This is a genomic window from Gluconobacter thailandicus F149-1 = NBRC 100600 (assembly GCF_000964465.1).
In the GTDB taxonomy this organism is placed as follows: Bacteria; Pseudomonadota; Alphaproteobacteria; order Acetobacterales; family Acetobacteraceae; genus Gluconobacter; species Gluconobacter thailandicus.
The window spans coordinates 18,542-41,452 of sequence record NZ_BANH01000021.1; the positions used below are offsets into that span (position 1 = coordinate 18,542).

23 protein-coding genes and 2 riboswitches are annotated in these 22,911 nt (G+C 57.1%); of the genes, 12 read left to right on the forward strand and 11 right to left on the reverse strand.

All coding sequences use genetic code 11. The annotated features are described in order from the left end of the window. Window positions 1-96: 96 nt before the first annotated feature. From B7444_RS06870 to B7444_RS06880, 3 genes are read right to left on the reverse strand one after another with little or no spacing between them, the layout of a single operon-like run. Window positions 97-591, reverse strand: coding sequence for a nucleoside deaminase (locus tag B7444_RS06870; RefSeq protein ID WP_007283314.1), 495 nt, complete (start codon window positions 589-591; stop codon window positions 97-99). Next, window positions 585-1,934: an amidohydrolase family protein gene (locus B7444_RS06875; protein WP_007283315.1), complete on the reverse strand. Its 1,350-nt coding sequence runs from the start codon at window positions 1,932-1,934 to the stop codon at window positions 585-587. The genes B7444_RS06870 and B7444_RS06875 overlap by 7 nt, the downstream gene beginning before the upstream one ends. Further along, window positions 1,931-2,770 carry an aromatic ring-hydroxylating oxygenase subunit alpha gene (locus tag B7444_RS06880; RefSeq protein WP_007283316.1) on the reverse strand — a complete coding sequence of 280 codons (840 nt, stop codon included), beginning with the start codon at window positions 2,768-2,770 and terminating at the stop codon, window positions 1,931-1,933. Before B7444_RS06880 ends, B7444_RS06875 begins: the two co-directional genes overlap by 4 nt. A 128-nt stretch (window positions 2,771-2,898) precedes the next feature. Here B7444_RS06880 and B7444_RS06885 point away from each other — a divergent pair, with 128 nt between their 5' ends. The 8 genes from B7444_RS06885 to B7444_RS06920 all read left to right on the forward strand — a co-directional run bounded on the left by B7444_RS06885 (window position 2,899) and on the right by B7444_RS06920 (window position 10,282). Then, on the forward strand, window positions 2,899-3,126 hold the full coding sequence (locus B7444_RS06885) for a hypothetical protein (RefSeq protein WP_007283317.1): 228 nt from the start codon (window positions 2,899-2,901) through the stop codon (window positions 3,124-3,126). Next, window positions 3,123-3,734, forward strand: coding sequence for a Rieske (2Fe-2S) protein (locus tag B7444_RS06890; protein WP_048843169.1), 612 nt, complete (start codon window positions 3,123-3,125; stop codon window positions 3,732-3,734). Before B7444_RS06885 ends, B7444_RS06890 begins: the two co-directional genes overlap by 4 nt. Beyond that, entirely contained in the window at window positions 3,731-4,291 is a 561-nt protein-coding gene (locus B7444_RS06895; protein WP_007283319.1) for a glutathione S-transferase family protein, read from the forward strand. Before B7444_RS06890 ends, B7444_RS06895 begins: the two co-directional genes overlap by 4 nt. Continuing rightward, window positions 4,282-5,391 carry a BMP family ABC transporter substrate-binding protein gene (locus tag B7444_RS06900; RefSeq protein WP_007283320.1) on the forward strand — a complete coding sequence of 370 codons (1,110 nt, stop codon included), beginning with the start codon at window positions 4,282-4,284 and terminating at the stop codon, window positions 5,389-5,391. Before B7444_RS06895 ends, B7444_RS06900 begins: the two co-directional genes overlap by 10 nt. Then, on the forward strand, window positions 5,384-6,970 hold the full coding sequence (locus B7444_RS06905) for an ABC transporter ATP-binding protein (RefSeq protein ID WP_007283321.1): 1,587 nt from the start codon (window positions 5,384-5,386) through the stop codon (window positions 6,968-6,970). Before B7444_RS06900 ends, B7444_RS06905 begins: the two co-directional genes overlap by 8 nt. Further along, a complete protein-coding gene (locus B7444_RS06910; RefSeq protein WP_007283322.1) occupies window positions 6,967-8,013 on the forward strand; it encodes an ABC transporter permease in 1,047 nt (348 codons plus the stop codon). Before B7444_RS06905 ends, B7444_RS06910 begins: the two co-directional genes overlap by 4 nt. A gap of 2 nt (window positions 8,014-8,015) precedes the next feature. Next, window positions 8,016-8,951 carry an ABC transporter permease gene (locus B7444_RS06915; RefSeq protein ID WP_007283323.1) on the forward strand — a complete coding sequence of 312 codons (936 nt, stop codon included), beginning with the start codon at window positions 8,016-8,018 and terminating at the stop codon, window positions 8,949-8,951. Between the two features lie 113 nt (window positions 8,952-9,064). After that, complete coding sequence (locus tag B7444_RS06920) at window positions 9,065-10,282, forward strand: cation:proton antiporter (RefSeq protein WP_007283324.1); 1,218 nt, start codon at window positions 9,065-9,067, stop codon at window positions 10,280-10,282. Between the two features lie 47 nt (window positions 10,283-10,329). On the opposite strand, the gene B7444_RS06925 is transcribed toward B7444_RS06920, so the two are convergent. Next, a complete protein-coding gene (locus tag B7444_RS06925) occupies window positions 10,330-12,963 on the reverse strand; it encodes a M1 family metallopeptidase (protein WP_007283325.1) in 2,634 nt (877 codons plus the stop codon). Between the two features lie 202 nt (window positions 12,964-13,165). On the opposite strand from B7444_RS06925, the gene panS reads away from it, so the two are divergent. Further along, on the forward strand, window positions 13,166-14,101 hold the full coding sequence (panS, locus tag B7444_RS06930) for a ketopantoate/pantoate/pantothenate transporter PanS (RefSeq protein WP_007283326.1): 936 nt from the start codon (window positions 13,166-13,168) through the stop codon (window positions 14,099-14,101). Here panS and B7444_RS06935 read toward each other — a convergent pair. Further along, window positions 14,083-14,988, reverse strand: coding sequence for a LysR family transcriptional regulator (locus B7444_RS06935; protein ID WP_007283327.1), 906 nt, complete (start codon window positions 14,986-14,988; stop codon window positions 14,083-14,085). The genes panS and B7444_RS06935 overlap by 19 nt on opposite strands. 118 nt (window positions 14,989-15,106) lie before the next feature. On the opposite strand from B7444_RS06935, the gene B7444_RS06940 reads away from it, so the two are divergent. After that, window positions 15,107-15,997 carry an NAD-dependent epimerase/dehydratase family protein gene (locus B7444_RS06940; protein WP_007283328.1) on the forward strand — a complete coding sequence of 297 codons (891 nt, stop codon included), beginning with the start codon at window positions 15,107-15,109 and terminating at the stop codon, window positions 15,995-15,997. Window positions 15,998-16,035: 38 nt separating this feature from the next. Here B7444_RS06940 and B7444_RS06945 read toward each other — a convergent pair whose 3' ends face one another. Beyond that, window positions 16,036-17,754, reverse strand: a complete 1,719-nt coding sequence (locus tag B7444_RS06945; RefSeq protein WP_007283329.1) for a M20/M25/M40 family metallo-hydrolase — start codon at window positions 17,752-17,754, stop codon at window positions 16,036-16,038. A 138-nt stretch (window positions 17,755-17,892) separates the two neighbouring features. On the opposite strand from B7444_RS06945, the gene B7444_RS06950 reads away from it, so the two are divergent. Next, window positions 17,893-18,444 (forward strand): histidine phosphatase family protein, encoded by a 552-nt coding sequence (locus tag B7444_RS06950; protein WP_007283331.1) that lies wholly within the window; start codon window positions 17,893-17,895, stop codon window positions 18,442-18,444. Here the strand turns inward: B7444_RS06950 and bluB are convergent. From bluB to cobT, 5 genes are all read right to left on the reverse strand, one after another. After that, the gene (gene bluB, locus B7444_RS06955; RefSeq protein WP_007283332.1) at window positions 18,434-19,072 is read right to left on the reverse strand and encodes a 5,6-dimethylbenzimidazole synthase; all 639 of its coding nucleotides are present in this window, start codon (window positions 19,070-19,072) and stop codon (window positions 18,434-18,436) included. The genes B7444_RS06950 and bluB overlap by 11 nt on opposite strands. After that, entirely contained in the window at window positions 19,069-19,812 is a 744-nt protein-coding gene (locus B7444_RS06960; protein ID WP_007283333.1) for a CbtA family protein, read from the reverse strand. The genes bluB and B7444_RS06960 overlap by 4 nt, the downstream gene beginning before the upstream one ends. A gap of 15 nt (window positions 19,813-19,827) precedes the next feature. Further along, complete coding sequence (locus B7444_RS06965) at window positions 19,828-20,052, reverse strand: CbtB domain-containing protein (RefSeq protein ID WP_035730313.1); 225 nt, start codon at window positions 20,050-20,052, stop codon at window positions 19,828-19,830. A gap of 36 nt (window positions 20,053-20,088) precedes the next feature. Beyond that, a riboswitch (cobalamin riboswitch) is annotated at window positions 20,089-20,227 on the reverse strand. Beyond that, the gene (gene cobS, locus B7444_RS06970) at window positions 20,224-20,991 is read right to left on the reverse strand and encodes an adenosylcobinamide-GDP ribazoletransferase (RefSeq protein ID WP_007283335.1); all 768 of its coding nucleotides are present in this window, start codon (window positions 20,989-20,991) and stop codon (window positions 20,224-20,226) included. It overlaps the preceding riboswitch by 4 nt. Beyond that, window positions 20,988-22,049, reverse strand: a complete 1,062-nt coding sequence (gene cobT / locus B7444_RS06975) for a nicotinate-nucleotide--dimethylbenzimidazole phosphoribosyltransferase (protein ID WP_007283336.1) — start codon at window positions 22,047-22,049, stop codon at window positions 20,988-20,990. Before cobT ends, cobS begins: the two co-directional genes overlap by 4 nt. Before the next feature lie 3 nt (window positions 22,050-22,052). Between cobT and cobU the strand changes: the two genes are divergently transcribed. Beyond that, the gene (gene cobU / locus B7444_RS06980) at window positions 22,053-22,640 is read left to right on the forward strand and encodes a bifunctional adenosylcobinamide kinase/adenosylcobinamide-phosphate guanylyltransferase (RefSeq protein ID WP_007283337.1); all 588 of its coding nucleotides are present in this window, start codon (window positions 22,053-22,055) and stop codon (window positions 22,638-22,640) included. 37 nt (window positions 22,641-22,677) lie between these two features. Next, window positions 22,678-22,911: riboswitch (cobalamin riboswitch) on the forward strand.

The window sequence follows — 22,911 nt, forward strand, 5'->3', positions numbered from 1 at the left end:
GAAGGCCCTGTTCCGAAGGTGCGAATTCCGGATCGTCATCAAGCTGGTCTTGAACGGGCGAGGAGGTGTCAGCCTAGCATCAGGATTGAGGGGCTGTCACGCCGTATGGGCGTTCCAGAATTCTGCCTGCAGGGCAGCAGCTTCGTCTTCCAGAAGAGGGCCGACAACCTCGACGTTCTGCTGTCCGGCTTCGAAAACCGTTCGACAGGGCAGATCAAACGTCGGATTTTCCGCGTGATTACCTGTCATGTCTTTGAGGCTTTTCTCGGACTGGCCATACACCACGCGCCCAATGCCAGACCAGTAAATAGCGCCAGAACACATCGCGCAGGGCTCGGCAGAGCTGTAGAGCGTGCAACTTCTTAGCCGGTCTACGCCGTATGCGCGGCTAGCCCGACTGGCGAGGAGGCGTTCGGCATGAGCCGTCATGTCACAGCCCTCAGCGCTATATCCGTTGCCCTGTTCCATCAGGACCGTGCCGTCTGCGTCCACAAGGATGGAACCAAACGGGTGGTCACCTTTTTCACGCGATTTACGCGCAACATCAAAGGACATGCGGAGAAAACGGAGATCATCAGTGTCTGTCAGCATGGGGGAGACGCCTTTTCCTTGATTTGACGGCCATTGACCCAGACACGGCCAATGGTCTGTGATGATGCGTGGCAAACGATTTTCTGTGCACAGGTAGCGGCATCGTCTTTCGGACGCAGTCGCAGAGCGCCAGACGTTCCCAGAATTTCTACGGCGTCGAACTTCTGCCCTGACATGAGTTGTCCGGCAGAAATCCCCAGGGCTTCGGCCCCTCCGCGTGTGGCAAGCCAGAAGGCTTCCTGAAAGTCGATCCGACTTTTGGGCAACCCACGCTCTGAGGCGGGAATATGGGGATTTGTGCCGCTTTCCAGCAGACGGGAGGTCAGAACTGCCTGTCGGGCATTTTCAAAAATCGACGGTGAGTAACCGCCGGAAATATCGGTGCCCAGTCCGCAATGGACATGCTCGTCCAGAACATGCCGGAGAGGGAGAGCGGCTCCCGCAAAAAACGCATTGGAAATAGGGCAGTGTGCCAGCGCAGCATTGCGGTTTCCAACAAGCGCCCGGTCGGTCTGATCCAGAAAACCTGCGTGAGCAAGAACCGTATGAGCGCGCAGCAGACCAAAGCGGTCCAGCGCGCGGGTGTCCGTCTGGCCTGTGCGATCCAGAACATGCTGGTGTTCCCAGTCACTTTCAGACGCATGGGTTTGAACCCGAACGTTCAGTTCGGCGGCCAGTGCTCCCAGTCCTTCCAGGAGGGCGTCAGAACACGCAGGGATAAACCGGGGAGTAATGACCGGCTGAACAAGGCCATGTTCGTTACCCGGAAGAGCGCGAACAGAGCCAATGAACCGACGCGTTACATCCAGAGCGTCTTGGGCGCTGACCTGCCGGTAATCCGGCGGGCAAAGGTCCGGGTGATCCATGGCCACCAAGCCGACAAACCCGCGTTGTCCATAGCGAAGGCAGGTTCGGGCCAGAACGAGACTGGCCTCTTCATGGATTGTCGCGAAATAAAGAGCCGTTGTGGTGCCATTTTCCAGCAGGGTACGGACAAGATCGTCATAGACACCTTCCGCAAATGCAGGATCAGCGTAGCGGGCTTCCAGCGGGAAGGTATAGGTGCCGAGCCAGTCTTCAAGCGGTCGGTCCAGCGCCATGCCAGCCTGTGGCCATTGTGGTGCGTGAATATGCAGGTCGGTCAGGCCGGGGATCAGAAGTGTTTCATCGGATAGCCGGACTGCGTTCCTGTGCGCAGAGAGAGCGTCATAGCGTTCTGTACCTAGCGAGTGGCGTTCCTGAATGACGCCTTCTGCATCGACCAGAAAAGCTACGTTTTCGAGGAGAGTGGTCTGGGGCGTTTCCGATGTCAGAACCCGTGCGAGAATGATCGTCTCGGTCACGCGAGCACACCGTAGGTCACGCCTTTTCCCTTCAGCCAGCGCCGATAGGCCACTGAGGATCGATCTGCCATGGTCGGGATCTCGTACTTGCCATCCAGAGGCATCAGGCGGGGACGCTGGTTCTCAAGAATGATCCTGTCCTGCAGGAAGATGAACTGCTGGAACTCCACCAGTCCTTCAAGAGGTGAGGTCTCATCGATCAGGAACATGACGGGATGGGCCCGTGAGCGTGTGGGCGTCATGGGCTGGACGAAGAGAGCAATCACGTCCTGCCGTTCAGGAGATGCGGGACAGGTCTTGTAGAGAAGTGTCGAGAAGGGCGCCGCAACCCGGTAGGTATAATCGGTGAGAATACCACCAGAAGCCGAAAGGGCGGCCTGCGGCTGAAAAAATGTACAGTCTGTTACCCATATTTCTTCGCCGTCTTCACGGGTTTCAATCTGATATCGCCGAACCTCGGTTTCCGGCTCGGCCCCCAGAATATTGGTATGAACAAACGGAAAATGCGCCATGTCCAGAAAGTTCTCAACGACCCGGAGGCCAGACGAGTGAACGGCAATGGACCCACAGCCGACCAGTCTTCGATCCGGCTCTTCCGCTTCAGGGATAGACGGAATATCGCGCACCGGCTCTCCCAGAGATGTCCAGAGATAACCGTAGCGTTCCCGGACGGGCAGGGAGCGGTTTCCGCAAAGAACCTGAAGAGCGCCCTTATCGTCTCGTGAGACGTCGATAAGCCTATCCAGCAGCATCGTCTGGAAATGCGGTTCGGTCAGATCTTCCACCATGGCGAGCGGATACCATTGTGATAACGTCTCCGGATCAACGGTGCTCATGGCGCATGGACCTGCTGCTGGTGGCGGTTGACCGTGAGTTAATCATGACATCTGGTGCGGGTGGAATAAGGAATATTGATAAAACGGAAAATTCTTATTGTGAAATGAGATAAGGAGGGCATGATTATATGGTCCGGGAGATTCGTCTCACAGGGTATTTTGATCCTGAGGCGCTGCAGGCCTTTGCAATGGCCCGAGCAAAGCTTCTGGCCGTGGAGATTACAGAGATGTCCGTTTCACAGTCCTGTTTCGAAGCCCGGATCGTCGGGGAAGAAGCCCTGCTCGGCATGTTTGAAATGTCATGTCTTCTGGGTCCCGCAGGCTGTATCGTGACTGGTGCGGAAGATATCACGTGACAAACTGGTTTCCTCTCGCGCTGGGGATGGATGTCCCGCCAGGAACTGCGGCACCAGCCCGTTTATGCGGGAAGGAAATAGCCCTTTGGCGCGGGGCAGACGGGCAAATTCATGCCTGGGAGGACCGCTGCCCCCATCGAGGCATGCGATTGAGCTTCGGGTTTGTACGGAACGGCAATCTGGCGTGTCTGTATCACGGTTGGCAGTTCGGCGCAGACGCGACCTGCCGTCATATTCCCGCTCATCCTGAGTTACGCGTACCGGGAACAATCCATGCTCATGCGTATCAGGCGGCGGAGCGGGCCGGAATAATCTGGGTTTCCCTGAATGAACAGGCCAGTGCGGACGAACTGCCAAATATGGATGCGTTTGGCGCGAGAAGTATCCTGATTCGAGCGCCTCTGGCCTCAGTGCGTACTGCCTTGGCACTTCCTGATGAGGGATGGGGCTGGCAGGAAGAGTGCCTCGTAGCGGTTCATGAACCCGAACCCGGTCTGACAATGCTGCATATGGCGGCCGCAACGCTGGCCAGAAGACTGGATGTTGCAGACAGAGCCAAAATGACAAGAGATCGTCTCGAAGCACTCAACGAAAAGGTTTCTGCATGAGGCTGCGAGACTGGGCGCTTGATGACCGATGCTATGCCGTCAGGCTGGGCGCGTCCCTGATGGGCGTGAATCTTCCAACCCTCACAGACGCTACCGCCTTGAAAACCGGCCCGGCACTTGAGATTGATGGAGGTATCCTTCATGGCCCCGCTGATATCCTGCAAAGACTGACCAGTCTGCCTGAAGTCTCTCGCGAGTGGCATCTTGGTATCGGGGAAGAGAGGCGGGACGCCTGGGCCGAAAGTGCACTGGAACGGTTTTCGCATCTCCGTCAGACGGCACTTTTGGCTGGGTTACCAACGGAGGGTATTCCTCCCCAGGCTTTCGATCTAATGACGGAGATAGAGGACCGTCTCTCAGACGACCGTCTCCGTGAGCGGCCGTGGGTTTCTGGAAGTCATCCCGGAGTGGCTGATATTCTGCTGTTCCCGATCGCAGCTTTAAGTCAGGATCTCGAAGTGCCACTGGATCTCTATCCAGCGATCCGAAACTTCATCCGGCAGTTCAAAGCGCTACCCGGATTCATGACGATGCCAGGAGTGCCGGAATGTCATTAAAAAACCTGACACGTCTTCCCCGGCGCAGAGCATTGGCCGCTCTCGGAAGTTCACTGCTGCTGCCATCCGTTCTCAAGGCTAAGGCTGCCGAACGCCGTTTCGCACCCATTCGGGAAGAAGATCTTCTGGTTGGCTTCGGGCACACCAGCCCTATCACGGACGGAGGCTGGAGTTACGCGCATAATCAGGGCGTTGAAGCCATGAAGCGCGCTTATCCGGCCGTAAAGACGCTGTTTGTCGAAAGCGTCCCGTATTCTGCGGATGCGACGCGCATCTTTCGCCAGTTCGTGGCGGAAGGGGCTCAGATGGTCATCTCCACATCGAATTATGGTGATTTCATCAAGGACGTTGCCGACCGGGCGCCCAATGTCGCGTTCATGGAATGTGACGGACATACGGTCAGCAACAATCTCGGCTGGTATTACATCACGCACTGGTATGCGAGTTACGTAATCGGAATTGCGGCAGCACGTCTGAGCAAGACAGGGAAACTGGGCTATGTGGCATCGTTCCCGGTACCATCCGTTTATGCGAGCGCCAATGCCGTTCTTCTGGGGGCCAGATCGGTCAATCCGAACGCGACGATGCGCGTGATTTCCATCAACTCCTGGTTTGACCCGCAGGCCGCAACCGAGGCTGGCGCTGCTCTTGTGGACAGCGGATGTGATTTCCTGTGCGGCATTATGGATGATCCGGGTTATCTGCGCGTGGCGGAAAAGCGCGGTGTCTGGGCTGCAATGTGGAACACCGACATGCGGGAGTTCGGGCCAAATGCCTATGTCAGTTCCGTCACGCTCGATTTTGCTGATTTCTATATCCAGCAGGTGGGCGCACGCATCCGGGGTGAATGGGCGCCGGAAGGCCGTTTTCTAACACTGGGCAAAGGTGTTGACCGCGATCCCTGGGGCCAGAATGTGCCGGAGGCGGTGCAAAAGGAAGCTGATGCAGCCAGAGACAGGATGCTCGCCGGATGGTCGCCGTTTCAAGGGCCGATTTATGATTCAGACGGTAAGCTCCGCGTTCCAGCGGGTCATGTCATGACAGACGCTGAGATGTTTGGCTGGAGCTGGCAGGTGCAGGGAGTATCTGGCCTTGGCTGACGTCACACATACGCCCAACGCTCCGCCGCGCCATCTTCCCGCCGGAACACCTCCCATTCTGGAACTGGTGAACATCGCGAAGTACTTTCCGGGTGTCATTGCCAACGAGCATGTTTCCCTGAATGTCTTCCCCGGTGAAATTCACGCACTCCTGGGGGAGAACGGGGCAGGAAAATCCACTTTGATGAACGTTGTCACGGGTCTGTATCAGCCAGATGCCGGTGAAATCATTATTGATGGATATGGCACCACATTTCCGGCACCGGATGCAGCCATAGCGGCGGGGATCGGAATGGTGCACCAGCATTTTCGGCTGGTGCCGCGCTTTACCGTGGCGGAAAATCTGCACCTTGGCTGGTCAGAGACCCCCAGACGTCTTTCGGCAAAAGATATTGAAGCGAGGGCAAAAGAGCTTTCCGCCAGGTTTGGACTGCCCGTGCGCCCGTCTGCTATTGTTTCTTCACTGTCGGCCGGTGAGCAGCAACGGGTCGAGATTTTGCGCGTTCTTTCTCGTGGTGCACGGCTGCTCATTCTGGATGAACCCACAGCAGTTCTCAGCCCGGTCGAGGTCGGCGAGCTGTTTTCGGCCCTGCGTCGGTTTCGGTCTGAAGGTGGGGCGGTCATCATCATCAGCCATAAGCTGGACGAGATCATGGCTTTGGCAGACCGGGTCTCCGTTCTGCGTCAGGGGCGTCTGGTTGGGACCCATCAGGTGGCCGACGTCACGCCCGACAGCCTAGTGACAGAAATGATAGGACGTCCTGTTGCTCTTGCCACGTCATATCCGCGTCAGGGTCCCGTACCGGCGGTTGAAGAGGCAGAACCGCTTTCCCTTCAACAAGTCACTGTCCGCGATAGTGCGGGGGTGGTTCGTCTTGATAACATCAGTCTTTCCCTCCGCCCCGGTGAGATCCTCGGAATTGCGGGTGTCACAGGAAACGGTCAGCCTGAACTGGCAGAGGTTCTGACCGGTCTGAAAGAACCCGAAAGTGGAACCGTCTTTCTGAACGGCAAGGCTGTAAACCGCGCGGACCCGGCCATGTTTGCTCATGCCGGGGTCGGGCATGTGCCTGAAGACCGGCTCAAACGTGCTTTAATGCCGGGTTTGAGTGTCGCGGAAAATATGGCCTTACGGGAATATGACCGTCCTCCCATTGGCGGAAAATTCAGCTTTTCCATGCCGCAGGCCCGGAAATTCGCGCAGATGCTGGCCGACAGGGCAGGTGTCAAACTACCTGGAACGCAGGTTCAGATCCGAGGACTGTCCGGTGGCAATCAGCAACGATTGGTTCTGGAGCGGGAAATCCGGATTGCAAGCCATGTTCTGGTTGCGAGTTACCCAAGCCGTGGCCTGGATATCGGCGCAATATCCGCCATGCGGGACATGCTTGCCCGCGCAAGGGACGCCGGGGTTGCTGTTGTTCTCATGTCCGAAGATCTGGACGAAATTTTTGCTCTCAGCGATCGAATTGCCGTCCTGTATGCGGGGCGTCTCATGGGGGTCATGACGCGTGCGGAAGCAGACAGGGATAGCATTGGGGCTCTCATGAGTGGTCGTAGCCTATCGGAGGCAGCATGAGCGCTGTATCGCATCGCACCCGTCTGACGGTTGTTCCCTCTTATCGCATCGCTATAGGACGGGGTTTATCCATCCTCGCAGCTCTCAGCATCGTCGCCATAACTCTGGCTGCCATGGGGCGCTCTCCCATCGAGCTTGCCGGACTAGTGGTTCGCTCTACGGTGGGATCCCGGTTCGGGATTGAAGATCTGGCCCTGTTCATGACTCCACTGATGCTCACTGGCGCGGCAGTCTGGGTCGGTATCCGCGTCAATTTGTGGAATATTGGTGCGGAAGGGCAGCTCTATGCCGGCGCGACTGCCGCCACGGCGATCGGGCTGTTTACACACTGGCCTGCATTCGTTGCGCTGCCTGCCATGATTGTCGCGGGCATGCTTGCTGGCGCGGCCTGGATCTTCGTGCCGGCCGCGGCACGGGCATGGTTGAGCGTCAGCGAGATCGTCACGTCGCTTCTGCTCAATTTTGTGGCCTCTTTGCTGGTCTATTATCTTGCAACGGGACCTTGGGCCGATCGTGTAACGGGGGCTTTGGCCTCCACCGAGCGTCTGCATATGGCTTTCCCGGAATTCTGGGGCGCCGTCCACCTCGGTTTCATTCTGGCGCTCGCAACAGTTATCGGTCTGGGGGTTGGCCTGGCCAAGAGCCGCTTTGGATACGAAACAGCAGTGTGTGGCTCAAACCCGCAGGCTGCGCATTATGCCGGAATTGGCGTTGCGCCCCGCATCCTGGCTGTTCTGCTGCTGTCGGGCGCACTGGCCGGGTTGGCGGGTGTCTTTGAGGTGGCAGGGACCGTTCACCGGCTTCAGGGGGGCCTCGCCAACAACTATGGCTATCTGGGTATCGTGGTTGCGCTTCTCGCCCGCGGATCGTGCCTTGCGCTGATCCCGGCGGCTCTTCTGATGGCGTTGATCCTTGATACCGGGATCGTTCTGCAGACCACCCAGATCAGTTCCTCGGCTGTTCTGGCCATCACCGGCCTCCTTGTTCTCGCCATCGCGGCGGGAGACGAACTGGCGGCCTATGTCCGCGTGAACAGGACCTGACCATGGCACTTCTCAGCGATCTTCTTGGACATGCAGTGCTTTCTGGTAGCGTTCTGGCGCTTGGTGCCTTGGGCGAGGTGATCGCCGAACGGGCTGGCGTTCTTGATCTCGGCGTCGAAGGACTCATGTCTCTCGGCGCGGTTGTCGCAGTCATGACGGTGACAGCGACGCCTCATCCATGGCTGGGACTGTTGGCTGCCGGGCTGGTGGGTGGCCTTGGGGCGGGTGTGCTGGCCCTTTCCAGCGTGGTGCTTCGCGCCAATCAGGTTCTGTGTGGTGTTGCCATTACTTTCCTGGGGCTTGGTCTGAGTTCCGTCATCGGGCGATCTGTCGCGGGTATTCCGATTTCCGCCGTTTTTGAACCGGTTTCCATTCCGGTTCTGTCCTCTATTCCCGTTATCGGACCTGCATTTTTCAGCCAGAATGTGCTCGTTTATCTGATCTATCTGGTCTTGCCGGCTCTGGTGCATTTCTGGATGTTCCGCACACGTTCAGGCCTGGATCTGCGTGCTGTGGGCGAAAACCCGGCCGCCGCGGACGCTGTCGGTGTACCTGTCATGAGACTGAGGGCGCTGGCTGTCATTCTGGGGGGTGTTCTGGCTGGTCTGGCGGGGGCTGATCTGACGCTTGCGGTTGTGCCGGTCTGGTCAGATGGCATGATTGCTGGGAGAGGGTGGATTGCAGTAGCGCTTGTCATCTTTGCAGGCTACCGTCCCGTTGTGGCTGTTCTCTCCGGTCTGCTGTTCGGGCTGGTGACCGCTGTTGGTTTCATGGGGCAGGCGAGAGGGTGGCCAATAGCTCCGGCGATCCTCAATACGCTGCCCTATCTCGGGACGGTCGCCTGCATCATTGTGCCTATGCTTGCATTTGCGAAACTCAGATCTGCGATGGCTGCCCCGGCAGCTCTTGGAACGCCGTATTATCGTAGCGGAAGATAACGGTCAGAAAGTGATGTAGAGCTATGATTATGTGCTCGGTAATGCGCCAGGTTTGCAAGCAGAGGCCATAATCGCGTACCTTGTCCTTTCATATAGGTATATAGGGGAGGCTGATGATAAACATTACGGCACTTATTGCAGATGCTGCGGTTTTCGTTTTTCTCCCATGGATTTTGTGGCGTGCTCTTCAGAGAACAATACCGATTGTCGTACTGCCAATACTTATCGGTATATTGATTTCTGTTTGGCATTTTCCAGTAAAATCTCTTGGAATCCCTTCTGTTTACGGAAGTGACATTGGCTGGGTTGCAGTTCTCGTTCTGGCTTTTACAGCAGGGCTTGAGATGTGGCAGGCACCTGGGAAAGCCGATGCGGACCATACCCTGCCAGCGCCTTCGCTCAGCCGTCTTCTGGGTGGCGCCGCAGTTGCTCTAGGTGGCCCGCTGCTCGTGGGCTCCATTCTGGCTTATGAATTTTTCCTGCCCCTGCCGGGCTGGCATCCTCCACATGCTCAGCCATGGATTGCGGCAGCTTCAATTGGTCTGTGCATTGCCGTCAGTGCTCTGCCAGTTCTGATTGGCGTCGTTCGGGAGCTCGATGCCTCACAACGCCCACTTGGACAACTTGCTCTGAAGCTTGCGGTTGTAGATGACGCAGCACTCTGGATCGGGCTGGCCGCCTTGCAGGTCGCGGAGCGGGGCACAGCCGCATTACATGGCTGGACCGGTCTGGAAGTACTGGCGATTGCGCTTCTGGTCGGGCTTGCCCTGCTTGGAAACTGGGCATCTCGCCATTTCCGCCATCCGCCGCTGGCTGTGATATGGCTCGCTGTTCCCGTCTATCTCGCAGTCGGGTCCTGGGCGAGTATGCAACTTGGTCTTCACGAATTGATTGGCGCCTATTTTGCTGGCGCGATCATGCCGCCATCCTGGGTCCGTCGCCTGCCCGTCGAAAAGGTCGGCACATTCTCCCTGATCTGGCTTGCCCCGATGTTCTTCGGTCATAGTGGCCTGAACATTGATGGTGACGCTCTGACATGGCCTTCCGTCATCGCCTCACTGTCTCTGGTCGCTATTTCGATCGTGACCAAGATTGTCGCTGTGTACATTTTCCCGCCCGCAGCCGGCCTCAGCCGTCGTCAGGCGTTGAGTGTCGGCGTGCTTCTGCAATGCAAGGGGCTGATGGAGATTGTTGCCGCAACGATCTTTCATGCGCAGGGCATGATCTCGGAATTTGCGTTTGCGTCTCTGATGGTTCTGGCTGTGATTTCCACAGTCCTGACAGGCCCAATGTTCAAGCTTGTCGCACCTCGATCTAAAGTCGAAGCCTGAATAATGGGAGGGTCATCAGATCCTCCCACACTCTATCTTCTTAAAAATCAGTGATGCGTTGAAAGCCAGTCATGGATCTGTGTCTGAGTGGCACGGATGGCGTCCTGACGGGCGTTGATCGTGTTGACGGCCTTGGCCGTCGCAATCTTGGATCCTGTTGTCTTTGTGGACCACGGATCGCTTTGAAGGGCAGTTAGAACCTGCGGGTTATTGGAATGAGCGGCGATCGTGGAGAGGAAGTCGTCCTGTGACCATGGGGCCAGATGCGTGCGGATGTCGGCCTCATGCTCCTTTACCAACTGCCAGACCAGATCCGGGTTTTCGCTGGAGGCCGCAATGACAGCGAGCGAGCGGGCAATCCGTCCATTCGGAATGGCGCCGCTATAGGCCAGTTCAACATTTCGGCGGATCAGATCCGGATTGGTCGTGCTGGCGAGAGCGGCGAAGTATCGCAGCTTCAGCTCAGTTGCCTGCGTCGTGCGAACTTTGTCCGCCATAAAGGACCAGGTCTGCTCATCAGCATTTCTCATGGCAATCGTTGTAACGGTGGCGACGAGGTCAGGACGCAGAGAGGCCGGATTCGCCTTCCAGAGCGCAAAGCGGCGCTTGGCCTCCGCGATGACCTCTGGATCATTGAAGGTTCCGAGAGCGCTGATCACGGATGGACGCAGCATCGTGTCCAGAACGTTCTCATGGGGCTTTTCGTCCCATCCAAGACGCGCCAGAACAGGGGTCAGGCGGCTTCGGGCATAAGCCTGAAAGTCATCGCGATCTGCATTGCCAATCTCGTAAAGATCGATCGTCTCCAGACGGTCGATGATCTCTTCAAGAACGGCAATATCGCTCTCATGCGCTGTCGTCAGACGATCCACGAGATCCAGATACTGAGCCAGCCCTGCCTGTCCCGACCGGAAAAGGGCATACTGGTCCCCAAGCAGGTTGGCGCGGTCAACGGGGGCGAATTTGCTGATGGACGCAGCAAGCGCGCCGAAAGCACTCTTGTCGTAAGAGACGCGATAGTAACCGCTTTCCCCAAGATTCAGCTTGAACGGTGCATCACAATGCGGCGTCGTGACAGTAACGGGCTCTGTTCCCAGGACGAGCGTTTTGGTCGGAAGGTTCGGTCCACCGGCAACAACAGGAACACTCCACGTTAAAGCCTGAGCTTGCGGGTCATGAATGGTGAAGCGGCTCTGCGTCAGCGTATAGGTCGCCTGATCGTTCTGGCAGAACGACGTGACATTGACCTGCGGAATACCCGGCTGTTCCGTAAAGCTGCGAGCGACCTTGGCAACGTCCTCGCCAGATGTGGACGACAACGCATTCCACAGGTCCTGACTGGTGGCGTTTCCATAGGCGTGAGCCTTCATGTAAGCGCGCATTCCATCGCGGAACTTGTCTTCACCCAGCCAGCCCTCAAGCATCCGGATGACCAGTTCACCCTTGCCGTAGCTGATGCTGTCAAAGGCCGAGTTGGCTTCGCTGACGTTATGGATCGTCTGCTGGATCGGATGCGTGGTGGCGAGAGCGTCAATCGCCATCGTCTCTTCGCGGGTGTCATGCTGGCGTGGCCAGATGTCCCACTGAGGGTTCAGCTTGTCCGTGACCTTGATTTCCATCCAGGACGCGAAGCCTTCGTTGAGCCAGATATTGTTCCACCAGCCCATCGTCACGAGATCGCCCGACCACTGATGGGCCATCTCGTGAGCCACCACTTCGTGGATTAGTTCACGAGTGCGGGGCGTGCTGTTCTTCGGATCAAAGAGAAGAACATTGTCGATGTAGGTGAGAGCGCCCCAGTTCTCCATCGCGCCAGCCTGATAATTGCCCGGAATGGCCAGCATATCCATCTTGGGAAGCGGATATTTTACGCCGAAATAAGTGTTGTAATAGGGCAGGATCTTTTGTGCGGACTCAAGCGCGTAACGACCCTGTTCCTCAAGGCCAGCAGGCGCATAGACGCTCATGTCCGTGCCGTCGGCTCCACCATGCACCGCTCCCATATCGCCTGCAACAAGCGCCAGAAGATAGCTGGACATGCGCGGCGTCGGAGCAAAGGAAACGCGTTTGGTCTTCGTATCCTGCTGCGTAGTGCCGATGATGGGCATGTTGCTGACAGCGGCATCATCGAACGGAAGGGTCACATTGAGCTGGAAACTGGCCTTGAATGCAGGCTCGTCCCAGCCGGGAAACATCCGACGCGCATCGGCCACCTCAAACTGCGTCACCAGCATTCGGCGCTTCTCGCCTTTGGCTGAGGTGTAGTCGTTAATATACAGGCCGTTCGGTGTCTTGAGGATCGGTCCCGTATAGCTGATGGCGAGTGTATGCGGGCCTTTAGGAACCGCTTGCTCAAAATGAAGCGTTGCTGTTTCCCCTGTATCGTTCTGGGTAATGGTGGCGTGATGCGTTCCATCCAGAATAGCCGTGGAAAGTTTGAGACCGGCCTGATTGAGAACAATATCCTGCGTATCGGTCAGGACGTTCACGTCAAGGGTTTCCTGCCCTTTGAGGGTCAGGTGCTCGGGATCAGTTTCAAGATCAATGACATAGGTTTCCGGAGCGACCGTTTTTGGGAGCTCTCCCGGCGTCTGCTGGAACGAGAAGGTGCCTTCGGCATGCGCTACCGTGAAGGGCAGGCCGGCAAGAAGGGTACTGAGAGCCAGGAGGCGGCGCATCATGAAGTATGTCCTTGGTCGATAAAAGGAATAGCGAAAACGGCGTATGAAGCTGTGTTTCAAAGGTGATCTGAACGTCGCATACTCGGTTAGGGCAGGAAAGGGCGGAATTGATTGACCAACCGCTCCGTTCTGGCATGTGTCAAAATCTCCCCGATGCCGGTATGAGGAAACTCACTGCACGAGAATGGAGACGCCCCGTTAGATGATGACACGCCTTTTCCCTGTCTGGGCCATTCTGGTGACGGCCAGCGCTATCCTGTTTCCCGCTCCATTCCTGAAGCTTCTACCGATTATTACGCCGCTTCTCGCCTTCATCATGTTCACGATGGGGGTTTCATTAACGGCGCAGGATTTTTCGCGCATCGTGCGTCGCCCTTATCCCGTTCTGGCGGGTGTGGGGCTCCATTATCTGGTGATGCCACTTGCGGCCTGGGGCATTGCCCATCTGCTCGGCATGCCTCCTGCATTGGCGACAGGCATGATCCTGGTCGGCTGCGTTTCGAGCGGCACCGCCTCGAACGTCATGATCTTTCTGTCAAAAGGGGACGTGGCTCTGTCAGTCAGTATCAGCGCGCGCTCAACATTGGTCGGGATTTTCGCGACGCCCTTGCTAACCCGTCTGTATGTCTCGGCGGGAGTGTCTGTTGATAGCTGGGGACTGTTCCGTAGCATCATCACGATGGTCGCATTGCCTGTTCTGGCGGGCGTCATCGTCAATACGCTCTGTCAAACCATGGTAAAACGCGTTGAAGCTGCCCTTCCACCCGTCGCTATGGTCTCTATCCTGCTGATCATCGGCTGCGTAGTCGCTGGAGCCGGACCCTCATTGGCGCAGGCTGGCCCGCTGCTTATGCTGGGTGTCATTCTGCATAACGCTATCGGGCTTGCGGGAGGATATTGGGGAGGAAGACTTCTGGGCTTTGATGAGTCCGTTTGCCGAACACTGGCTCTTGAAGTTGGAATGCAGAATTCCGCACTCGCAGCCACACTGGGCCGTCTGTATTTCTCACCTGTTGCGGCCCTTCCGGGAGCTGTGTTCTCGGTATGGCACAACGTGTCAGGGTCTGTTCTCGCCACATTCTGGGCTGCCCGCCCGTTGAAAGCGAAAAATCCTGATGCTCAGGATGCCGCTAGATAATCCTGAAGGCGAGGGACCATGAAATCCAGAAAGGCCCTTACCCGGGGCGGGCTCTGACGGCCTCCCGGATAGAGCGCATAAATGTCTTCCTCGTCCTGCACGCCCGCATCGGCCAGCACTTCGATCAGCCGCCTCGCCTGAACATCATTCCGCACATGGTATTCCCCCAAGCGCGCCAGACCAGCGCCCTGAACAGCAAGCCTGCGCACGGTTTCTCCATTGTTGGCCAAAAGGGGCCCACGCACCAGCCGGTCGACCTGCCTGCCTTTTTCATGAAGAGGCCAGACAGGCGCGGATCGTTGGAAGTTGAAACCCAGACACCGGTGATGGCTCAGATCTTCGGGTGTCTGGGGCGTTCCATGTCGTGCCAGATAGGCAGGAGACGCCACGATCTTGCGCGGAACAGAGCCAAGATGTCGGGCGGTTAACCCTGAATCCTGTAAACGCCCCACCCGGAACGCGACATCCGTTCGGTCCAGATAAAGGTCTGTCATTTCGTCTGACAGAGAGAGGTCAATGACAATATCCGGGTAAGCATCCCAGAACGCAGGGAGGAGGGGTTCAAGCCCAAGTGCTCCAAATGCAACCGAGGCATTGACCCGCACAGTGCCCTTGGGTCGCATGTTTCCGGTCGTAAGGCTGCGCTCAATGTCATCAAGGTCCGCGATCAGAGCCATAGCACGCGCGTAATACGTTTGCCCTTCCTGCGTCACGGACAGGTGCCGCGTGGATCGCTCAATCAGGCGTAGTCCCAGACGGGTCTCAATGCGTGCAATGAGCTTGCTGACCGTTGAGGGCGTCATTCGCAGAAGACGAGCAGCCTCTGAAAAGCTGCCACTTTCCACAACGCGAACAAAGACCTGCATTTCCCCGACGCGATTATCCATGCAGCTCCACCTATGAATTTTATTCATAGGTTTTGTGCAGATTGAGGGAATTATCAACCCGTAAAGAAAAGATCATCTTTCCCTCACTTCCCAGTCTTCCCGAAGCAGAGGCAAACAGATGAAAATCTTTATCACCGGTGCAAGCGGCTATATCGGGGGTTCCGTCGCAGCCCATCTCGCCGCAAAAGGCCATCAGATCCGAGGACTGATCCGCAATGAGTCCCGGGCGGAAGAACTTCGATCTTTCGGCATCGAACCCATCGTTGGTACCCTCGACAATAGCGCGCTTCTGATTATTGAGGCACAGAATGCTGATGCCGTGATCAATGCTGCCGACAGCGATCACCGTGGCGCGGTTGAAGCACTTCTGAAAGGGCTTGAAGGCAGCGGGAAGCCGTTCCTGCATACAAGCGGCAGCTCTCTTGTCGGAGACGAAGCTCTCGGGGAACCTTCCGATGCCATTTTCACGGAAGAAACTCCCGTGGCTCCGGCTCCTGACAAGGTTGCGCGGATCGCAATCGACACACTTATTCGGAAGGCAGCACCTGGTATCCGATCCGTAGTTTTGTGCAACACCATGATCTATGGGCGCCATCTGGGGCCAGTTTCGCAGAGTGTTCAGATTCCGCCGCTCGTCACACAAGCCCGGGAAAGCGGCATCAGCCGGCATATCGGCCGTAGCCTCAATCGCTGGTCCAACGTCCATATTGCAGACGTTGCCGCGTTATACGAACTGGCTCTTACGAAAGCGCCAGCCGGAAGTTTCTATTTTGTTGAAAACGGCGAAGCCTCATTCCGTGAAATCACGGATGCGATCGGGGCTGCTCTGGGTCTGGGGTCGTCACAGGATTGGCCCGCTGAAGAAGCGATAAAGCGTTGGGGCCGTGAACTTGCGGTATTCGGGCTGAGTTCCAACAGCCGTGTCCTGGCTGACAAGGCGAGGCGGGAACTTGGCTGGAGGCCAGTCCATCATTCAGTGACGGACTGGATCCGGCAGGATATCGCCTGAAAAAGTCCGAGCGGAATGAACCGGTCGGGCCTTATATCTCAGTGAGCCGAGCGGATGTCGTCGCTCTTCTCACGAATGGCCCGGAATTCCGAACCACCCTTCCAGGTTGGCCAGTCATGCGAAAAAGCGGCGCTATAGCCAACCTGACGCACGACTTCGACGTCCTGTGCTGCGCCGCGCACATCCCAATCGGCGCTCCAGGCATCACAGGCCTGATGATAGCAGGCCATGTAAGACGTCAGCCACTTGCTGCCTGCTGCCGTTCCGCCATTCAGCAGATCGAACGGTCCAGCCATATCCATAACGGCCAGAACTGGTACGCCAGCACGAGCAAACGGAAGGTGGTCTGCGCGATAGAACGCGCCACGTTCCGGCATGGCTTCCGGCTGCGTTGTACGGCCCTGCTTCAGGGCTGCCTCAGCAAAGTCATCCTGAAGCGTGTCCTGACCCGCGCCGATGATGAAGGCATTATGAGCGGGTCCAGCCATCTGAAGAACATCCATCGTCAGGTTGGCAGCAGTCTTGTCCAGCGGGGCGAGGGGGTGCGCCACATACCAGCTTGACCCCAGCAGGCCACGCTCTTCACCCGTCCAGGACGCAAAGCTCACGGTGCGCTTTGGCTTCGGACCATTCTTGAAAGCACGTGCGATTTCAAGAACAGCGGCGATGCCCGAGCCATCGTCGATCGCGCCGCGGCGGATGACGGTGTTGCCCTGTGCATCGGTACTCTTTCCAAACGCATCCCAGTGAGCACCGAACATGACGGTCTCATCCGGATAAGTCGCCCCTGTGATCTTGCCGATCACGTTCTGGCTCTGGAGGTGGTCCACCTTGACCGGCATATCAAGCGAGAACGTCGCGTCATGAATATTGACCGGGTGGAAATCCGGCGAACGGGCTTGACGACGCAGACGATCCAGATCGAGGCCTGCCTGTGCAAAGAGCGCATGAGCGGCGTTGCCTTCGATCCAGCCAATCAGCGGGACGGACTTCAGATCCTTATCATCATGCAGGATGTCATATTCCTCACCCTGTGGTGCGACAACGGTGCTCCACGGGTAGGACGCACCCGGCGTGTCATGAATGATCAGCGCACCCGCGGCACCGCGACGGGCTGCTTCCTCGAACTTGTACGTCCAGCGACCATAATAGGTCATGGTCTTGCCGCCAAAACGCCCGGCTACAGGCTCTTCCGGGCCTGCATCAAAATCCGGATCGTTGACCAGAAAGACTGCAATCTTACCGTGCAGATCAACCTGTTTGAAATCGTTCCAGCGCCGCTCAGGAGCCGTAACGCCATATCCAACAAACACCAGCGGAACATGGGACAGGTGCAGGCGCTGAATGGGCTGCAACGTGGAGAGCGCCACGTCCTTGAGCTGATGCAGTTCCATTGTATGACCGCGGGTAGTTACGGTCGCTGTCGCCTTCGGGTCAGGGCGGGTGCGGATCATGGGAACATTCTGCGTCCAGCCGCCATTCTCGCCACCCGGTTCGAGACCGATCTTCTGGTACTGCTCGATCAGCCATTTGACCGTGACGGCTTCTCCTGGGGTACCAGGAGCGCGGCCCTCGAATTCATCCGACGACAGCACACGCATGGTCTCGGACATGCGGGCAGGGTCAATCGGCCCGGAGGCGCCAGTGTTGGTCGCTGCCTGTGCGGTGGAAAGACCTACTGCCAACGGAGCGAAAGCGAAAGCCGCCAGCCCCGTGGCGAACTGTAGACGAAGGCGGAAAGGCAGTGTGTGCATCATGTCCTCAGTGTATGTCTTAACGGCAGATCTGATGAGATGACGTGCACTCTACACATCAGGCGGCTGTTCCGGAAATGGGATAAAATCGCCTGCAGCGCGGGTTGACGAAAAACAGACGCCCCCCCCATGTGTCTTCACATGAAAATTTCCACTCTTCCGGTTCTCCTGTCGCGTCATCCACAGGTTGAGAGTGCCGATGGCGTTTGTTACGGCCGCCAGGACATGACGCTTAAGGCTGGCTGGGAGCCTATTGCATCCGGTTTGCTAACCCTGGCAAAGGGGATCGGCTGTTCCATCGTCTATACTTCGCCCTCCATGCGCTGTTTGGCTGTCGCACGGAAGCTGGCAGAGCATGGTGGTTTGCCAGTCTCACAGGATGAGCGTCTTCAGGAACTGAATTTTGGCCAGTGGGAAGGAATGACCTGGGCCGATGTGCCGCGTGAGGCACTGGATAGCTGGGCGGCCGATCCGGAGCGTTTTTTTCCTCCAGGAGGGGAGAGTGGGACTAACCTGCGCGAGCGAGTGCAGTCTTTCTGGGAAGACCTGATCCGCGCCGCGCGGCCGGCGTTGGTTATTTCCCATGGAGGACCGTTACGTCTGTTGGATGGCTTGGCACGGGGAATGCGCCCTGATCTTCTTGCTCCATCAATGCCCCAGGGAAGCAGCAGGTTATACTACGTCAGCGTCTGATCCACTGGCGGCGTTCAGGGTTTCGCTTTTCCCACCCCATGCGTTCCAGTTCAGGCGTATTGGCCTGTTCCATCGGATACCCGACACAGAGATAGGCGACGAGATCCCATCCCGGTTCAGCCTCCAGTATCGTTGAAACGGTGTCAGGATCCAGAATGGAAACCCACCCGAGCCCGATACCTGACGCGGTCGCCGCAAGCCAGAACGTATGGATCGCCATAACGGCAGACCACGTGGTGGTTTCAGGCATGGTCGCCCGCCCCAGCCCATGCCCTTGATCCGGAACGGTTTCACAAAAGACTGCAACATGGTGAGGGGCGTCATCCAGCCCGGCAAGTTTAAGAGCTGCATATCCCGCTGCCTGCTCACCATCATAACCTTCAAGTGCGCGTGCATTGCACATCTGAAAGCTGTTACGAACCGCCGCTTTCCGCGCTTGGTCTTCCACCAGAACAAAGCGCCAGGGTTCGCTGAGTCCTACGGATGGCGCCAGCGTCGAAGCCTGAAGCAGATCATCCAGAAGTGCGTGAGGGACAGGATCCCGCCTGAAATGACGGACATCCCGGCGCCAGGTGAAAAGACGCTCGAGATCGAGCCGAAATTCGTCAGAAAACACAGGAGACGTCACATTTTTTCCATAGCCGAACCTGTACGGTCGGCTTGTTCATTAAGAATAGGGGCAGCCAGCGGACCAAAAAGCAGACCGATCGTGGCCCAGAGAACGATCTGCATTCCAAGGGCCGCTTCACGAAAGCGCCAGAGAACCGTCGCAGGAAAATCCGTAGGCACTTCATTCATATCAGGCATGCCAGCCTGTGCCGCCGCGATGAGGGCAATAAATACTCCCATGGCGGCAAGCGTTCCATTCCATTGACCGAGACGTCGGATAAGGGGCCGACCGGTCATGAATGCTGCGGCTGCTGCGCATATGGAAAGAAGAATCATGCCGAAATAGCTCTCGGTCCGCAGATTGATCGTTTCCGGCATGCCAACAGCAGGTGGATTGGGAGGGTATTTCAGATCCGGGACAAGCACGAAAACCACAAACGCCGCAACCGCCAGTAGAGCTGATAAAGCGCGAGGCGAAAAGCGCCCGATGCGCCCATAGGCAAATGCAAAAACCGTCGCAAAAATTCCGCCATAAGCCGCACCATACATGACGGCAGCCGTCAGAAGTCCAAAGGAAGCCTGAACGGTTCGGCTGGCCAGTTCAGGTTCCGGGGGCTCTCCAGCGGCCAGATTTTTTGCACTTTCAAAGGCAATGGCCAGATTAATCTGTGATTCACCAAAAATGCGGGCAAACAGGAACGCAACAAAAGCGGCAGCAACCCCGGCAATCATGCCACGGGTCAGAAGACGACCAGCCATGATGAAATCCTGCCGTTAGTGGCAGGGAAACCCGAGGAGATGACGGCCATCATGAACATATTCGTGCACGGCGTGCCCGGAGATCAAGGAGGTTGCGCCCTGTTCTGCTCCCACAAAATAGAGCAGCAGAAGGCTCAGCACGACCGTGAACACGGCCCAGGGTACGAGAGCTCTGATCGGAATGGCGACCGGAGCAGCGATACCGCCGGAATGAGAACTAGAGGAAAGGCTTTGGCTCATGATGGTCTCCGCAAGGAAAATGCGCGTTCTGCGGTGAAAAACTGTTTTGAAAAAGGAGGTCTGACTCCGCATTGCGACAGCAAAGGCGTTACAGTGGCGCGACCGCACCGGATTTTCACCGGTTTCCCCTTATTTCTGATGTCGGCAAGAGTAATCTTCCGCCGTGCCGTGTCAACTGTTCCATACAGCGACGAGCACCGTGAGCACGACACAGTCAGTGATGCTTGCGGTTGCCCCCAGAACGTCGCCCGTGTATCCATTCAGAAACCGCTTAGACACGGCCCTCAAAACGAGTGCCACACATAATGCCAGCAGACATGTCAGCAGAGCGATATGTGATGAGACACAGAGCAATGCGATACAGAACGCCGAAAAAAGGCCGCTCAGCACCTGATCGCGTGTCAGGCCCATCAGCTGACGCGCCAGACCATTCTCACGGGCTGGTTTCATGGTGAAAGGCAGGAGTGGCAGCACTGCCCGAGATAGCGCACCCGTCAGAGCAAGGGCGGGGACTACCAGAATAATCGGCAATGAAGCAAGCGCCATAACACGGATCAGCAGGCAGATCCCCAGCGCCAAAGCCCCATAACTTCCGATCCGGCTATCACGCATGATATCCAGCCGCCGCTCAGGACTAGGGCCGCCTCCACAGCCATCGGCCATATCGGCCAGACCATCTTCATGCAGGCCACCCGTCAAAAGGACCTGTACTCCAACGCTCCATGCAGCCGCCACAGGCGCGGGCACCTGTAGCGCCCGTAAGATCAGAAATGCGACACCAGCCAAAACGCCAATAAATGCCCCGACAAGTGGCCAGCACCAGACGGAGCGAGGTAAGGACCACACCTGCCCACTCACACGCAGCCATCCGAGCGGAAGGCGCGTCAGTAATCCGGCACCGCAGGCAATATCCTCCCGGATGATGCGCCAGAGCTTCATTCTGTAGGACTATCTGATTTCTGGGAAACGGCAGCTTCTGCAAATGTCGCCATGCCGTTGTGGCAGGCTATAGCCCCGCGCAGAAGCGGAATAGCCAGGGCCGCACCTGATGCTTCACCAAGTCTCAGCCCGAAATCGAGAAGAGGCACCAGCGCGAGAGCCTTTGCTAATTTGCGATGCCCTGCTTCTGCCGAACAATGAGAAAGACGTGTATGATCAAGTACTTCCGGAGCTATCTTCACAAGAGGTAGCATCGCCGCAGTACAAACAAATCCATCCAGTAATACGGGGATGCCGTGATGGCGAGCAGCCAGAACGCTTCCCATAATCGCCGCCAACTCGTAACCACCCAGACAACGCGCAACCTCCAGCGGGTCACTCATGGCGCTACCGTGAAGGGTCAAAGCGTCATCAATGACGGCAGCTTTCAGTTGAACACCCTTATCATCCAGGCCAGTCCCACGACCGGCCCAGTCGCTTCCGGATCCACCTAGAAGAGCGGCGCACAATGCTGCGGCGGGCGTTGTATTGCCGATCCCCATTTCACCGGCGCAAAACAGATCGGCATCTTTCGAAACAGCCCGATATCCGTCCGAAACAGCGGATAAGAAACCATCTTCCGTCATCGCAGCAGTTTGCGAAAGATCTTCCGTGGCTTGCAGGTTTTGAAGGCATACCACGTTCAAATTGGCTTCGGCATTGCGCGCCAACTGATTAATGGCCGCCCCACCATGTTCGAAGTTAGCGACCATCTGGCAGGTCACTTCAGAGGGCCAGGGCGAGACACCCCGCTGAACAACACCATGATTACCCGCGAAAATCGTAATCTGGACTTTATCCAGAGTAGGCCGCTCAGTACCCTGCCATTCACCAAGCCAGAGCGCCAGTTCTTCAAGTCGACCCAGACTGCCAGGGGGCTTGGTCAGAACGGCATCCCGTTGCCTGATACGGTTTCCACAGGTCCTGTTTCGCTCAGGCAAGGACAGACAAGCAGCTCTGAGGTCCGCCATGCTGGTGAATGGTATTTCGGGAACGGAAAATGAAGCATCAGTCGGCATGAGATGTCTTTTGTGCTGTTATTCGGGGACATGCAAGATGACGAAAAGGGAGGGATTGTGGTGCATTCGGCTGGCCCGGTAGAGCGCGGGCAGGTTTCGCTTGTTCTGGGGGGCGCAAGATCCGGGAAGAGCCGCATTGCGGAGGCTCTTATCACAAGCCAGCCTGCACCATGGGTCTATCTGGCAACGGGACGTGCCTATGATGATGAGATGCAGGCCCGGATTGATTTGCACCGTGACAGTCGTGGGGAGCTCGGATGGCAGACAATTGAAGAGCCCTATGACATTGCGACCGTGCTTCTTAATGCGGGGCCAGAGCCTGTCCTGATTGATTGCCTTACGCTCTGGCTAACCAACCTTATTCTGGATGAGAGGGACGTTAGCACGGCAACGGAGGGTCTGTTATCAGCGCTTTCCAAGCGTCAGCATCAGACCGTTCTCGTGGGAAATGAAGTTGGACTGGGAATTGTTCCAGACAATGCTCTGGCACGGCGCTTCCGGGATGAGGCCGGTCTTCTACACCAGCGGATTGCCGCCATTGCAGATGAGGTACTTTTCGTCGCAGCCGGTTTGCCGCTGAAACTGAAATGATCGGCCTTCAAGGCTTTTGACACTCCAGGTCACCAGCGATAGGAAGGAACGTGATGGTTCCTCCGACAGGAGGATGAAAAGGGAAGCCGGTGCGGCCAAACAGGTCAAATCCGGCACTGCCCCCGCAACTGTGGACGGTTATCTGTTCTGCCGGCATGCCTCTTGTGGCGTGCGACCACTGGGCCTGGTCCCGGGAAGGTCTGGCAGGAGAGGAGGCGCTGAATGCGTCTCGGCCGTGAGTCAGGAGACCTGCCATCTGAGCCGAGTGTCA